This is a genomic window from Corynebacterium macclintockiae (assembly GCF_027570165.1).
Lineage (GTDB): Bacteria > Actinomycetota > Actinomycetes > Mycobacteriales > Mycobacteriaceae > Corynebacterium > Corynebacterium macclintockiae.
In genome coordinates, this window is record NZ_JAKMUV010000001.1 from 96,525 (window position 1) to 111,647 (window position 15,123).

A 15,123-nucleotide genomic window follows, 5' to 3' on the forward strand; every position below is an offset into this window, starting at 1 on the left:
ACTTTCATCTCTCCGGGAACTTTTCCTTCGCCAGGAACATTGTGCGGTTGCTCTGCGTCTCACTTCTGAAGTTGTCCGTTGGCTCCGTGAATCGCACCTCAGGCAAATTGAACAAGACTCGCGATCCAGCGGACTGAACAAGGCCAGCAATCCCAGCACAGCAAACTAGCTAAACGTACCGAAACAGAAACCAGAAAGGCGCTGATTCTCTTGTCTTCTGTTAGTTCGGATCCCACGTCAGACAGGACAGGGCTACAAAGCGCTGGGCCACAAAGCGCTGGGCCGCACAGGGCAAGTGCACCTCGCACCTGGCGGCTGGCCACCGCGCTGCTGGTTTTTCTCACCATCATGACGCTCCTGCCGATCCTGGCAATCAACGCCAACGCCGAAATCAACGCCAGCGCCGATATCCCCGACAACTCTCAGGCCCTCATCCCCGCAAACCTCGTTGCCCCGCACCTCAGGAATGATGAATCACGTACTTACAGCGCCAGACTGAATTACAGAAACGACGATTGCAACGATAGCGGGCAGGGGTTCTTGGACAACCAAACTTGGCCGTCACCGGTCTCGGCCGGCACCCTCATTATCAAGCCCAAAGAAGGCTGCGATCCGTCGCAGTACCGAGTGCGAGTCAGCAACCTCCGAAATCCATCCACCGACACCTTGCCGGTCGAGATTGTCGTTGGGTTTGAACCTCTAGACGCCAGTAACGAAAATATTCCAACGAGCGGTCAAAGGCACCCGGATTATGATGATCTGAAAAAGGTCAAGGTGCCTCACACAACTCCGACGCCGACTCCCGGTGGTCCGTCCTACAGCCAAGCGCCGGAAATCACCGCAGGAACAGTCTCCGATATTCTTGTACCTGGTGAAACGAAGTACTACCGCGTGAACGTCGACTGGGGTCAACGTCCGATCGCGGAGGTGGAGTTCGATAAGAACAACACAGGTTCTTACCGTTCTGGACAGATCTCCATCGCCTCTCCACGACGCGAGCGTACATCCGCAACCGCCTTTGCACTCCTAGAGCAGGATCGTCCCCACACTGCACAACACTTGGATACTCCCCGCGTTTTCTACGACAACCGGAATAAGAACCTGGGACTAAGCCAAGCCTCCAATGCCGGCCAGTGGCACGCCATGGTTACCCTCGATGCTGGCTATGAACACCGCAAGCCAAACGATGGCACCAAGTTCCGCCTGTCAACTGCCGTGGACGGCGACAAGGTCGATGGACCCAAGTGGCGTCAAACCTTAGAGCCCGGACCAGCACCATCCGCGGCGACACCCAGCGACAACAACGGCGACGGAGGTTCCAGCATCAAGGCCTCCCCGAACCACAGGTTCCTATTCATCGGCCTGGGGCTCCTGGCTACCGCCCTGATTACTACCGGGGCGTTCTACCTCACCACCGTGCGTCGCAAGTAGCAGGCCTAATAACAGTGCAGGACCTCGCCAGCCACAAGAAAGCGTTTTCCTGCGGATAGGCGCCTTGTTCCCTAGTATTTCCTTCACCACAGATTCTTATGACCGGGAACCTTTATTGCGTTGGGAACATTGTGTGATCGCTTTGCGTCCAACATCTATAAACGCGCGTGGGTTCCGTAGGGCGCAGCCCGAACGAAGTGAACGCACCAAGGCAGAAACAAAGACAAAGTAGAGATAGAAAAAGGAAGGCGTTGATTCCCTTTGTTGTCCGCTGAATCGGCTCAGCACATCAGCCAGAGACAAAAGCCACAGGCCATACAGCCACAAAGCCCACCCGCCACTACCTGGCGCCTGACCACCGCCCTGCTGGCATTCCTCACCATCCTGGCACTACTGCCCACCCTGGCCGTCAACGCCAACGCAGAGGACAACAAAGACAACAACGACAGCGCCGACCAACGCGTCGCCGGCGACTACGATTCCGCAGGCACCCCCGTCCAACTAGCCGACAACGCCGCCGACGGGTTCTACCTCGGCGAAGGCCTCTACCAAAGCTTCCTGCCCAGCCCGCGCGACAGCGTAAAAGACGGCGATGACAAATGGTTCAACATCAGCATTCCGGAAGGCAAGAAAGCTCGAATCTCCGTGAATGCGGCTCCGCGTGGATTCGAGGATGAAGACACGCACTACTACGGCACCCGGGTGGAGTACACGAACGACTCTTGCAGTGACGAGGGCGGTGGCTCTTCCTCCACTACAAGTTGGCCAGATCCGCCCGAAGGAGAGTCTGTGACCATCGACCCCGAAGATGGCTGCGACCCGACGAAGTACCGCGTAAAGATCAACGGCGCTGGCACCCAATTTGATAGCGAACTGCCGGTGGAGATCGTCATCGGTTTCGAGCCCCAGGTCGACGGTTCCGAAGCTGGCCCGAAGAACGATCGTGAAGTCCCAGAGGGCGAAGACAGGGACAAGGTCAAGGTTCCCAGCTCCGAGCCGAAGCCGACCCCTGGCGGCACGTCGTACAACAAGGCAACCGAAATCACCCCGGGCACGGTGTCCGACACTCTGGTGCCCGGCGAAACGAAGTTCTACCGCATGAACGTCGACTGGGGCCAGCGCCCCCTCGCGGAAGTAGAATTCGACAAGAAGCAGACTGATTCCTACCGCTCCGGCCAAGTATTCGTCGCCTCGCCACGACGCACCCACACGTCTTATTCGAATGCGGAATCCTTGGACGATGATATTCCCGTCACTGCACGCGCTGTGAGTACACCGTACGTCTTCTACCGCAACCGCGAAGGATCCACGTCGCAGGATGAAGCCACAGATGCCGGTCAGTGGTACGTCATGGTCACCCTTGATGGAGGTGATGAGAACGGAAAGCAGGATAAGGACATCGAGTTCCGCCTGTCGACTGCCTTGGACGGCGACAAGGTCGATGGACCGGAGTGGCGTCAAACCCTCGAACCCGGACTGGCACCCTCTGCCGAGCCATCCAGCGACAACGACGGGGGCGCCGGCAATTCCAACGCCAACCCCGACGTGCGCGCCGAGAACATCGACAACGCACCCCAGAACAACACGATCCTGTTAATCGGCCTGGGACTCCTGGCTATCGTCCTAATCATCGTCGTGGCGGTCTTCGTCGCCGCGCGCCGCAATTAACTAGCACGTCAGTAGACTGGCGGGGGTGAGTACTCATTCCCGCTGGCAAGAACTCGCTGACCAGGTGCGTCACCACCGGCAGCTCTACTACTACGGCGACCCGGAGATCTCGGACGCGGACTTCGACGCACTATTGCAGGAGCTCAAAGACCTGGAGCAAGCCCACCCCGAAGTTGTCACCGGCCCATCCCCCACCACAGAAGTCGCCCCGGCCCCGCCCACCAGCAGCCCGTTCCGCAACGTCGACCACCGCGAACAAATGCTCAGTCTGGATAACGTCTTCGATACAGAGCAACTCGCCGGCTGGCTGGACCGCACCCCCGCGAAGACATATCTGACGGAGCTGAAGATCGACGGGGCGTCCATAAACCTCCTTTACATCGACGGAAAGCTGGAACTCGCGCTGACACGCGGCGACGGTACAACGGGCGAGGACATCACGCACAACGCGCGCACGCTCGACGACATCCCGGATACCCTCCACGGCACCGACGAGTTCCCCGTACCCGCCCTGGTGGAAATCCGCGGCGAGGTGTTCATCGACGTCGAGGACTTCGCCACCATGAATGCCCAGCGCCAGGCCGAGGGGCTGAAGATGTTCGCCAACCCTCGTAACGCTGCGGCTGGCGCGATGCGGCAGAAGAACTCCGCGGATACGGCGAAGCGTCCGCTGAAGTTGATTTGCCACGGTATCGGCGCGCGCGAGGGCTTCTCCCCCGCTTCCCAGCACGATGCGTATCGCGCGATTGCCGCGTGGGGGCTGCCGGTCAGCCCGTACACAAAGCAGGTGCACTCCGCCAAGGAGGTTCAGCAGCAGGTCGAGTACTGGGGCAACCACCGCCACGACGCGGCGCATGAGATGGACGGCCTGGTCGTTAAGGTCGATTCCCTGGAAGAGCAGCTGGAGCTCGGCCACACCAGCCGCGCCCCGCGCTGGGCGATCGCGTACAAGTACCCGCCGGAAGAGGCGATGACCACGCTGCACAACATCCGCGTCGGCATTGGCCGCACGGGCCGTGCTACGCCGTATGCCGTCATGGCGCCGAAGTACGTCGCGGGCTCCACGGTTTCGATGGCCACGCTGCACAATCCCACGGAGGCGCACCGCAAGGGCGTGATGCTGGGCGATACGATCACTATCCGCAAGGCAGGCGAGGTTATCCCGGAGGTACTGGGCCCGGTCGAGGACAAGCGCACGGGTGCGGAGCGGCCTTTCCTGTTCTCGACGTTCTGCCCCGAGTGCGGCACCCGGTTGGCTCCTTCGAAGGTTGGGGACGCCGACTGGCGCTGCCCCAACACTCAATACTGTCCTGGCCAGTTGCATACCCGCTTGACGTACCTGGCTTCCCGCAAGGCGTTTGATATCGACGCGTTAGGGGAAAAGGGTGCTTATGATCTGATCCATTCCGGGGTGCTGGCCGACGAGTCGGAGCTGTTCGACCTCAGCGCGGAGGACCTGGAAAAGACCAGTTCGTATGCGACGAAAGCCGGGAAGTTGAATAAGTCCGGCGAGACGTTGCTGGAGAAGTTGCAGTCCGCGAAGGAGGCGGACCTGTGGCGGGTGCTGGTTGCGCTGTCGATCCGGCACGTTGGGCCGACTGCAGCGAAGGCGCTGGCGAAGCACTTCGAGTCGGTAGAGGACATCGCTTCTGCCACGGTGGAGGACATGGCCGGCATCGACGGTGTGGGTGAGACGATCGCGGAGTCGATCTCCGCGTGGTTCGCGGTGGATTGGCATCGCCGGATCGTAGACCGCTGGACGGCTGCTGGCGTGCGGATGCGCCAGGAGGCCGGAGACGCTTCCGGCGCAGAGGACGGTGTGGATTCCACACTGTTGGAGGGCCTGACGATCGTGGTCACCGGCTCGTTGGAGGATTTCGATCGGACGGCGGCGAAGGAAGCCATCGAGGCTCGCGGCGGCAAGGCTGCGGGCAGCGTGTCGAAGAAGACGGACTTCCTGGTGGCGGGCGAAAAGGCTGGCTCCAAGCTGAAGAAGGCCGAGGACCTGGGCGTGCCGGTGCTGGACGAGGCAAGCTTTAAGGAACTGCTAGAAAACGGCGCAAACCAAACGCCGCAAAACCGAACTGAGTAGAGAGGCAGGATCGAATGACTCAGACCACAGCACTTTCCCTCCCGGAGATCGGGCTCGGCACGTACAAGATGCAAGGCCAGGCGGGCGCAAACTCCGTGGCCGCGGGCATCCGCGCGGGCTACCGACTGATTGACACGGCCTACAACTACGAAAATGAGGGCGCGGTGGGCGCGGGCGTCCGCGCGGCGACCGGTGCCGCGGCGACCGGTGCCGCCGGCGCGCCTGACATGGCGGACCCTGCCGGCGCGATCCGCCGCGACGAGGTGATCGTCACCTCCAAACTGCCCGGCCGCTACCAGCGCCACGATGACGCTGTCGCCGCAGTCGAAGAATCCCTTTTCCGCCTGGGCCTGGACCGCATCGACCTGCACCTCATCCACTGGCCGAATCCCCAGCAGGGCCTCTACGTGGAGGCCTTTGAAACGCTGCTGGAGCTGCGAGAACGCGGGCTGATCCGCCACGTGGGCGTGTGCAATTTTCTCCCCGAGCACCTGGAGGCCGTCCACACCGCCACCGGCGAGTACCCGGTCGTCAACCAGATTGAGCTGCACCCGCACTTCCCGCAGGCCGAGGCCGTCGCGGCCCACCGCGAACTGGGCATCGTGACGCAAGCCTGGTCGCCCCTGTTGCGTGGCGCGGTTCTGGAAGAGCCGGTCATTCCTGAAATTGCGGACGCCCACTCCGCAACTCCTGGCCAGGTCGTTCTAGCGTGGCACCGCGGCCGCGGGGTGTTGGCGATCCCGAAGGCTTCCTCGGCGGACCGGCAGCGCGAGAACCTGGAGTCGTTGGATATCACCCTGAGTGACGCGGAGATCGAGGCGATCACCGCGCTGGGCCGCCCGGACGGGCGCCGGAAGAACCAGGACCCGGCGGTCTACGAGGAGTTCTAGCGGGATTGGCCTGCGCCGCGCTCAGCCGCGCTTAGTCGCTGCCGGCGTGCGCTCGCAAAGTATCAATTGCTCCACAGTAAGGCCGCCGCGTGGCGGGCACGAGCTGCAGCCACGGAGGACTGCGCCGCGGTGCGCTTGCCCTCGGGCACCACGACGTCCACCATTCCCGGCAGCTCGTCGGCGGGCAGGGTCCACTGCGTCCACTGGCGCAGAACGGCGCGGGCGATCTCGCCCGCGGCGGACTCCACGTTGGCATTCCCCTGGTCAGTATTCACCGCCCAGCCGATTCCCTGTCCGCGTCCGATCATCCCGCCGACCAGGTCTTTTCCGCTGACTGTCCGCAACTGATCCGCGGGCACCACGATGCGGTGGAAGCCGGGCGCGTGCGAGAGGGCGTCATCGATAGAAGACCCCGTGTCCAGCACCACCGGGCGCGCGACCTGCTGCTGGAAGCGCTGCCACACCCCGTAGATGTACTCGCGGTCGACGGCGGGGACCGTGTCGAAGCGGGTGGCGCCGGGCAGGCCGCCCATGACCTCGCGGACGCGCGGCTCGTGGAGTGCAATGATGACCTCGCAGCCGAGAGCCGCCGACAACGCGCCGGCGATCTGCTCCACGCCAAAGCCCAGGTGCAGCGCGCAGTCCTTGAACGCCGGGCGGTCGCGCAGCACGGGGTGGCCGCGGAACTCCACCTCCGCGCCAAAGGTCCAGGGTCCGGTGACGTGCAACATCAGGCGCTCGACTTTGCCCGCCAGCAGCTCCTCGGCGGCATCCGTGGCCTCGCGAACCCAACCATCCATGCGGCGGGATTCCAGGCTCGGGTGGGCCGTCAGCTCCCACCCTCGCGGATTAGCGCGGATCGGCAGTTGCGCGAAGCTGGCCGTCAGCGCCGTGAGATCCCCCGCCCGTCCGCAACGCGGGAATGATAATACCGGCGGCGCGCCCGTGTCCTCGTCCACGTCGCACGTGCGGGTCAGTGCCGACTGGATCGCGGCGCGCACCTCCGTGTGGTCCGTGACGGTGTTCTCCCACCAGCCCAGGCGCCCGATCGGCTGCGGCTGTGCGGTGTCTCTTACCATCCCCGTGCTACGCCTCTGCCGGCGCTGCGCTTGCTCCGACTGCGCCTGAGCCGTTCCACGGCGCGGTAGCGCGGATGGTTCCGCTGCCCAGCAGGATGTCACCGTCGGCGTCCGGCTGGTACACCACAGCGGCCTGCCCGCGCGCCACGCCTTGCAGCGGCTCGTGCAGGTCTAGCTCTAGGCGCCACGGGCTCTCGCCCTCCTTCTTGACGCGCCCCGCCGGCGTAGTCCCCTCCGGGTCGTCCACCAGTCGCGCGGTGGCGGGCACTACCCCACCGTGGGCGCGCACCTGGACCTCGCACTCAAATTCGCGGCCGTGTACGGCAGGGTCCAGGCGCTTCAGCCGGTCGGCCGTGATCCCGCCGACGCGTAGATCGGTGCGCTGACCGATAGTCACGGTGCCCGTGGCGGCGTCAATATCCGTCACATAGCGCGGCTTGCCGTCCAGGCCTTCACGCGGCAACCCCAACCCCTTGCGCTGGCCGATGGTGAAACCGTATACCCCGTCGTGCTCCGCGACGGTCGACCCGTCCTGGTCCTTCATCAGCCCCGGCCGCAGGCCGATCTTTTTGCCCAGGAACGCCTGCGTCTGCCCGTCGGGGATGAAGCAGATGTCGTGGGAATCCGGCTTGGAGGCCACGCCGAATCCGCGATCCTTCGCCTCTTCGCGGATCTCCGGCTTGATTGTGTCTCCAACCGGGAACATGCAATGCGCTAATTGCTCGTCGGTCAGCACGCCCAGCACATACGACTGGTCCTTGTTCGCATCCACACCGCGGCGCATCACTCCATCGTGCAGGCGAGCGTAGTGCCCGGTCACCACTGCGTCGAATCCCAGCGCGATGGAACGGTCCAGCAGCGCCTCGAACTTGATCTTCTCGTTGCACCGCAGGCACGGGTTCGGAGTCTCACCGATGGCGTAGGAATCCACGAAATCGTCGATCACGTCGGCCTTGAAGCGGTCAGAAAAATCCCACACGTAGAAAGGAATCCCCAGCTTGTCGGCCACGCGGCGTGCGTCCGCGGAGTCCTCCAGGGAGCAGCACCCGCGCGAACCCGCCCGCACGGCCTCGGGAGACTGGGATAGCGCCAGGTGTACGCCGATCACTTCGTGCCCGGCCTCGAGCGCTCGAGAGGCCGCCACGGCGGAATCCACACCGCCACTCATTGCTGCTACTACTCGCATGTTTGGCACCCTACTCGGGTACCCGCCAGTTAGGCCATTCCGGCGGCGCGGGCCTGTTCGACCACGCGCGGGAGGATGCCCGCCAGATACCCGACTTCTTCGTCGGTGATGTCCGCGCCCAGGGTTATCCGCAGCGCACCGCGGGCAACATCCACTGGTACGCCCATGGCAGTGAGCACGTGGCTGGCGCGGTTCACCCCGGCGCTGCAGGCAGAGCCCGTCGATGCGTCCACCCCGGCGGCGTCCAAAAGCATGATCAGCGAATCTCCCTCGGCGCCGGGGAAGCTCATGTGTAGGTGCCCGGGCAGCGCGCCAACCTCGGGAGTCCAGATCCGCACACCGTCGATGCCTTGCGCCGCCGTCCGTAGCGTCTCGCGCGCCACGCGCATTCTGGCGGTTGCTTGTTCTAGTTCTTTTATTGATGACGCCAACGCCGCCGCACATCCCACCGCGCCCTGCACGTTAACGGTGCCGGAGCGGAGCTTTCGCTCCTGGCCGCCTCCGCGCACGGGGCTTAAGATGTCCGCGTCTCGGCGGGCGAGCAGCAGGCCCGTGTTCTTCGGGCCGCCGAACTTGTGGGCGCTGGCGGCCAGTGTGGTGGCGCCAAGGGCGTGGAAGTCGACGGGGATGTGGCCGACGGCTTGCACTGCGTCGGTGTGGAAGGGCACGCCATTGTCGCGGGCGAAGCTGGCGAGAGTCTCCACCGGCTGTATCGCGCCGGTTTCGTTGTTGGCCCACATGCAGGTCATTAGCGCCAGGTCGCTGGGCGAGCCCGCGCCGCTTTCTAGACCGGCAATCCAGTCTTCGGCACGGATGCGACCGGCGGCGTCCACAGGAAGGACCGCGCGTTCAAACCCCAGGTGGAGCGGCCCCGCGGTGAGCCAATCGACGGACTCGACCACGGCGGGGTGCTCAATGTCGGAGCTGGCGATCATGTGCGCGCCCCGGTGGGCCTTCGATCCAAACGCGAGCCCCTGGATGGCGATGTTGTCGGCTTCCGTGCCGGAGCCGGTGAAGATCACCTCAGCTGCATCCGCGCCGAGGAGTTCGGCGATCTGCTCGCGGGCGTCCTCGAGGCTGCGACGGGCATCGCGGCCGGTCTTGTACTGGCCTGCGGGGTTCAGCAGCCCCACAGCGCGATCCATCGCTTCCTGTGCTTCGGGCCGCAACGCCTGGGACGCCGCGTTGTCCACGTACAGGCGCCCCTGCGAGCCCACGGCGCCGATAGTTTCCGCACCGCCAGTTGTCGCGCTGCCATTAACCCCGCCGATAGTTTCCGCACCGTCCGTTACGTCATCCGGCGTGCCGGGCGTCGGCCCCTTCGCTGCGTGGTTTTCCATGTTCACGCCCCCTACCCTACTTCCCTCGACGCAAAGACAAGGGGACATCCGGATCGAGCAATCCCGGATCTAACACTTCTAACAACCCTACCGAGATCTAACGGATCTAACAAAATCTACCAGGACGCCACTATGCTGGAGGTATGTCCGAGTCCCCACACCAGACCGCCGCACCCAGCCAGCGCAACCCTTTCCGCCCCAGCTTCGGCACGTCCCCCTATTACCTGGCGGGCAGAGCGGAGCTGCTGCAGGATTTCGAGCTCAGCCTCGCCGAGGGCCCCGGCTCCCCGCACCGCACGATCTTGGCCAGTGGTCTACGTGGTGTGGGTAAAACGGTACTGCTCAACGAGATCGAGGACAAGGCCCGCACCCAGGGCTGGATCGTCCTGCGCGCCTACCCGAATAGCGACATGATCTCCGAGCTGGTCGAAACGACTATCCCCACCGCCATTATAAGTATCGAGCAGCCCCCGGAGCGCAAACTCTCCGGGGCCTCCATCACCGGCGTGGGCAGCTTCCGCACGGAAGCACACTCGCGGGCCGAGGAACTCCGCAGTGTGCCGACGCTCATCACCCGTCTGCGCGAACTGTCTGATGCAATCACGGGCGCCGGCATCCTCATCACCCTCGACGAGCTGCAATCCGCTGACCTCGACCAGCTCCACCGCCTGGCCACCGCGGTCCAGGACCTCATGCGCGACGAGCGCGACATTGCCCTGGTCTGCGCGGGCCTGCCTCACGGCGTGGACACGCTACTGCAGCACGAGGGCACCACGTTCCTCCGCCGCGCTTTCCGCGTAGACCTCCACGCGGTGCCCACCGAGGAAGTCTCGAAGACCCTCGCCATCACCGCCGCGGATTCTGGTCGCCCTTTTACTGATGACGCCCTAGCCCGCGCCACCGACATGTGCCGCGGATACCCTTACCTCATCCAAGTGGTTGGCGCACTGTCCTGGGCGGCTGCCGGGATCGACAGTTCGGGCACCATCGAGGCCGCACACGTGGAGACTGCCTCCCAGCGGGCTATCGACCGCATGACTAGCCACGTTCACCGGCCCGCACTCAGCCGCCTGCCGGAGGGGGAAATGAACTTCCTCCGTGCGATGGCTGCGATTATTGCCGACGAGGGGGCGCGCGAACCAGAATCGGTAACGACCACGAACCCTGAGACAAGATCTGCCAAAACCGGAGACATCGCCGCTCACCTGGGCGTGGAGCCGAGGGGCCTGTCCACCTGGCGTAGCCGCCTGATCACGCGCGACCTGATCGAGCCGGCGGGATTCGGCAGGGTGCGTTTCACGCTGCCGTACATGGACGACTACATCCGGCAGCAGGACGCGTAGCGCCGAACGGGGCGAAAGAAAAACCGGCGCCCTCCCGCCTGCGTAAAGCTAAGCGAAAGGGCGCCGGTTGAAGCCTAGGGCGAAGAACTACTTGCGGTTCTTCAGCTCCTCGGTAGCCTGCGGTGCAACGTTGAACAGGTCGCCAACAACACCGAAGTCTGCGATCTCGAAGATGGAAGCCTCTTCGTCCTTGTTCACAGCGACGATGGTCTTGGAGGTCTGCATACCAGCCTTGTGCTGGATAGCGCCGGAGATGCCCAGTGCGATGTACAGGTTCGGGGAGACCGTAACACCGGTCTGACCGACCTGGAACTTGCCCGGGTAGTAGTCGGCGTCCACAGCCGCACGGGAAGCACCAACAGCAGCGCCCATGACGTCGGCCAGCGGCTCGACAACGTCGGTGAAGCCCTCCGGGCCGCCCACGCCACGACCACCGGAGACCACAATGCTGGCCTCGGTCAGGTCCGGACGGTCGCCGGCCTCAGCCGGTGCAAAGGAGGTGATGGTAACGGCGGTCGGACCAGCGGCCGGCAGCTCAACCTGCTGGACGTTGCCAGCAGCAGCCTGCGGCTCCGGATCCAGGGAGCCCGGTGCCAGGGTGAAGACCGGAGAAGCGCCAGCGGCGGAAGCGGTAACGGTGTAAGCGCCACCGAAGATGCTGATCTCAGCGGTCTTCTCAGCGGTGATGTTGTTGGTGTTGTACAGAACACCGGAAGCAACGCGGGCGCCAACACGGCCGGCAACCTCGTTGCCCGTTGCGGTAGCGGAGACGACAACCGGAACCTGCAGCTGTGCTGCCAGGCCGGACAGTGCGTCGACCTCCGGGGTGATCAGCAGGGACTCTGCCTGATCGGACTCTGCGGCGTAGATGGTCTCTGCGCCAGCCTCGGCCAGGGCGCCCTGCAGCTTCTCGGTGGTGCCGGGAGCGCCAACAACAACGGCGCCGACGGTGCCGAACACGCGTGCAGCGGTGATCAGCTCGACGGTGGAGTTCTTCAGCTGACCCTCACCGTGCTCAACCAGTACTAGTACGTTGGTCATGTCCTTAAATCCCTACTTCCCTTAAACCAGCTTTTCCTTGACCAGGAACTCGACCAGCTTCTTGCCGCCCTCGCCCTCGTCGTTGATGATCTCACCAGCCGACTTCGGCGGCTTCGGGGTGGAAGCGGAAACGGAGGTGGTGGCGTTTGCCAGGCCAACGTTTGCAGCGTCCACGCCGATCTCGCCCAGAGACAGCTCTTCGATGGTCTTCTTCTTGGCAGCCATGATGCCCTTGAAGGCAGCGAAGCGCGGGGTGTTGGACTTCTCAGTCACAGAGACGATGGCCGGGGTCGGAGCCTCCAGGCCGAACACGCCCTCTTCGGTGACGCGCTTACCGGTGACCTTGCCACCTTCAACGTTCAGCTCTTCCATGTGGGTCAGAGCCGGGATCTGGCGGTACTCAGCCAGCAGACCCGGAACGGAGCCAGCGCCACCGTCGGTGGAGGCGTTACCGGCGATAATCAGCTCGATGTCCTCGATCTGGTTCAGAGCGTTGGACAGGGTCCATGCCGTGCCCAGTGCGTCGGAGCCAGCCAGATTCTCGTCGACAACCAGCTTGGCCTCGTCGCAGCCCAGGGACAGTGCCTTGCGAAGCGCCTCGGTTGCGCGCTCCGGGCCGACGGACAGGACGATGACGTTACGGGAGCTGTCAGCTTCCTTCAGCTGCAGTGCAGCCTCCACAGCGTTTTCGTTGATTTCGTCCAGGACAGCGTCTGCGCTGTCGCGGTCGAGGGTGAAGTCATCGTCGGTGAGCTTGCGCTCGGAGTAGGTGTCCGGCACCTGCTTAACCAGAACAACGATGTTCGACATTCGTTGACCTTCCTGCTTGGGTATTGTGATTTGGCACCATAGTACCTACCACCGGGTGATCATCGCCACAACTTTCCTATATTGTTTTAGAACTACCCCCGCGAGCTGCGGCGCGCTCGGCAAATGTAGGCCACAGCCTTCGCCGCGCCGCCCTCACCGACGCGAGTAACCACCACAGAGAACCCGGAATCCGCCGCGCTGGCGCCACTGTGAGTAGCGCCCGCACTGCCCGCGCCCTTCTTCAACTTCCACTTCTTCCGCAGCTCGTCCGGATCCACGTCCACGCCCCGCACGAGGATCTCCACGCTCTTCGCGCCCAGCCCCACCAACGCGGGTCGCGCCTTCTTCAGCGGCACCGCTTCTAGAACCTCAAACCCACGCACGCCCGCGGGCAGCTCGTCGCCGGTCAGATATGCGATGTGCGGGTCCAGCTGCCACAGCCCATGCCGCGCCGCGTATTGGCGCACCAGCCCGGCGCGAACGATGGCACCGTCGGGGTCCACGATGTAACGCCCTACCCCGCCCACACGGTCGGTCTCGGGTTCGTCGCTGCTCACTGTTTCTTTAACTGATGACGCCCCCATCACCACCGCCTGGCGCCCCCGCCCAAGGATGCCGGGTGAGTACAGGCAGGTCTCCTTAACTCCCCCATCGACGGACACGACCTCCACATGTCCGTCGAACTCTGAGTAATCGATCCCCGGGGCACACTTGACCACCAAGTTGTCGTAGCAGTCCATGAGCTCCGGTAGTGGCGGCTGCAGATCCTCCAGTTTGGCGATGCGCCCCGAGGAGTTTCGCCGTGCCGGATCCGCCACGACCACACCGGATTTCTGGGCACCCGCGAACGCGAACGCCGGACGCAGCGCATCCATGCGCACCACCGGAACCTCCGGCACATTGAAACGCGCCATGCGCAGGCGCTGCTGGTCCAGGTCCCCGCCCAGCACGCGCAGCCCCGCTTCAGCCAGCGCATGCAACTCGGTGCCGATGCTGCAAGTGACGTCCACGGCCACTTCCACCCCGGCACCCTTCAGCGCTTCAGCGCGCCAGGCCGCCACGACCGGCGGGGTGGCCTGTTGAGTGGATTCGCTATCCATCAGCCAGTCCTCTGGCAGCTTTCCCGCCCGGCGGGCCTGTACTAGCTCCACCAGGGCGCGGGCGTGATCGCCGTGAGCTTTGCGCAGTTGGGAAAGATCCTGCACCAGTGACTTCTTGGTCAGCTGGTACGTGGTGGCGTCATTAATAAGGGGCGAGCCAGCGGCGCAATCGGCGAGCAGAAAAGACAGCTCGGCAGAAGAAAAGGCCATGTCCTATGCGCACCTACTGCTCGTAGGAATGGGGGCGGCTGGCGAAGGGGTTAGCGGGAAGGTCAGCTGGGTCGACCGCGAACTTCATGCCCGGCGCGAACTGGCGGGCGGGCGCGCCGTACATCTGCTGTTCCATCAGGTAGTACTCGGCCATGTACGGCTCGTCGACGGGTTCGGCCAACACCGGGTCGACGGAGAGGTTGGAAGAAAAATCCAGGACCTCCTCGACCGTGCGGAAGGTATCCAACAGCTTCAGCTGCGCCCACGTCGGCGGCATCAGGGAGATCTTGCGGGAGCGCCAACCATCCAACAGTGTGGAGGGGCGGAACCAACCCGTCGACGTCGCCTCGGGGGTGCCGGCGCTCGTCTGCTGGCCTTCCGGCATGGCGGCGACGAAGAAGGCCGTATCGTAGCGAATCGGCTGTTCCACCGGGGTGACCCAGTTGGCCCAGGGGCGCAGCAGATCGGAGCGCAGGACCAGGTCGTTGTTGCTCATGAAGTCGGAGAAGCTCAGCTGGTGGTTTTCCAGCAACTTGCGCTCTTCCTGGTAGGGGGTCGTGTCCTCCACCGGCGAGCCATCGCGGTGGGTGGCCAGCAACGTGCCGCTTTCCTCGAAGGTCTCACGCACCGCCGCACAAACCAGGGCGCGGGTCATGGATTCCGGCTTCTGCAGGCGCTTGGCCCACCACTTGACCTCCGCGCCCTGCCAGTTGATGGCCGGGGACATGTGGCCATCGCCGTCCACGTCACCCGGCATATCGCGGGAATCCACCCCGCCGCCTGGGAAAACCGTCATTTCTGCGCAGAACTTCATGGTCGAGGCGCGCTCCTGGACGTACACCTCGATCCCCGACAACGTATCGCGCAACAGAATCACCGTTGACGCGTGGCGTGGCTGCACTGGGCCCAAACGGTTTTCCTTCATGGGGCAGA

12 protein-coding genes are annotated in these 15,123 nt (G+C 63.9%); 5 read left to right on the forward strand and 7 right to left on the reverse strand.

All coding sequences use genetic code 11. The features are described 5' to 3' along the window. Positions 1–774: 774 nt before the first annotated feature. The 4 genes from L8U58_RS00390 (at position 775) to L8U58_RS00405 (ending at position 6,081) form a co-directional block, all read left to right on the forward strand. Positions 775–1,431, forward strand: coding sequence for a hypothetical protein (locus L8U58_RS00390; protein WP_168163091.1), 657 nt, complete (start codon positions 775–777; stop codon positions 1,429–1,431). A 261-nt stretch (positions 1,432–1,692) separates the two neighbouring features. Beyond that, positions 1,693–3,099, forward strand: a complete 1,407-nt coding sequence (locus L8U58_RS00395) for a hypothetical protein (protein ID WP_269954439.1) — start codon at positions 1,693–1,695, stop codon at positions 3,097–3,099. Between the two features lie 25 nt (positions 3,100–3,124). Further along, entirely contained in the window at positions 3,125–5,191 is a 2,067-nt protein-coding gene (gene ligA / locus L8U58_RS00400; protein ID WP_269954440.1) for an NAD-dependent DNA ligase LigA, read from the forward strand. A gap of 14 nt (positions 5,192–5,205) precedes the next feature. Then, positions 5,206–6,081: an aldo/keto reductase gene (locus tag L8U58_RS00405; RefSeq protein WP_269954441.1), complete on the forward strand. Its 876-nt coding sequence runs from the start codon at positions 5,206–5,208 to the stop codon at positions 6,079–6,081. 62 nt (positions 6,082–6,143) lie between these two features. Here the strand turns inward: L8U58_RS00405 and L8U58_RS00410 are convergent, their stop codons facing one another. From L8U58_RS00410 to L8U58_RS00420, 3 genes are read right to left on the reverse strand one after another with little or no spacing between them, the layout of a single operon-like run. Further along, positions 6,144–7,160, reverse strand: coding sequence for a uroporphyrinogen decarboxylase/cobalamine-independent methonine synthase family protein (locus tag L8U58_RS00410; RefSeq protein ID WP_269954442.1), 1,017 nt, complete (start codon positions 7,158–7,160; stop codon positions 6,144–6,146). Between the two features lie 7 nt (positions 7,161–7,167). Beyond that, on the reverse strand, positions 7,168–8,346 hold the full coding sequence (mnmA, locus tag L8U58_RS00415) for a tRNA 2-thiouridine(34) synthase MnmA (RefSeq protein WP_269954443.1): 1,179 nt from the start codon (positions 8,344–8,346) through the stop codon (positions 7,168–7,170). Between the two features lie 29 nt (positions 8,347–8,375). Further along, entirely contained in the window at positions 8,376–9,692 is a 1,317-nt protein-coding gene (locus L8U58_RS00420; RefSeq protein ID WP_269954444.1) for a cysteine desulfurase family protein, read from the reverse strand. Positions 9,693–9,829: 137 nt separating this feature from the next. Between L8U58_RS00420 and L8U58_RS00425 the strand changes: the two genes are divergently transcribed. Next, a complete protein-coding gene (locus L8U58_RS00425; protein ID WP_269954445.1) occupies positions 9,830–11,029 on the forward strand; it encodes an ATP-binding protein in 1,200 nt (399 codons plus the stop codon). An 87-nt stretch (positions 11,030–11,116) separates the two neighbouring features. On the opposite strand, the gene L8U58_RS00430 is transcribed toward L8U58_RS00425, so the two are convergent. The 4 genes from L8U58_RS00430 to L8U58_RS00445 all read right to left on the reverse strand — a co-directional run bounded on the left by L8U58_RS00430 (position 11,117) and on the right by L8U58_RS00445 (position 15,115). Then, positions 11,117–12,070 carry an electron transfer flavoprotein subunit alpha/FixB family protein gene (locus tag L8U58_RS00430; RefSeq protein ID WP_269954446.1) on the reverse strand — a complete coding sequence of 318 codons (954 nt, stop codon included), beginning with the start codon at positions 12,068–12,070 and terminating at the stop codon, positions 11,117–11,119. A gap of 21 nt (positions 12,071–12,091) precedes the next feature. Beyond that, positions 12,092–12,880, reverse strand: a complete 789-nt coding sequence (locus L8U58_RS00435) for an electron transfer flavoprotein subunit beta/FixA family protein (RefSeq protein WP_034970850.1) — start codon at positions 12,878–12,880, stop codon at positions 12,092–12,094. 92 nt (positions 12,881–12,972) lie between these two features. Further along, positions 12,973–14,190 (reverse strand): class I SAM-dependent methyltransferase, encoded by a 1,218-nt coding sequence (locus L8U58_RS00440; RefSeq protein WP_269954447.1) that lies wholly within the window; start codon positions 14,188–14,190, stop codon positions 12,973–12,975. A 13-nt stretch (positions 14,191–14,203) separates the two neighbouring features. Further along, positions 14,204–15,115: an NUDIX hydrolase gene (locus L8U58_RS00445; protein WP_034992167.1), complete on the reverse strand. Its 912-nt coding sequence runs from the start codon at positions 15,113–15,115 to the stop codon at positions 14,204–14,206. Between the last annotated feature and the right edge of the window lie 8 nt (positions 15,116–15,123).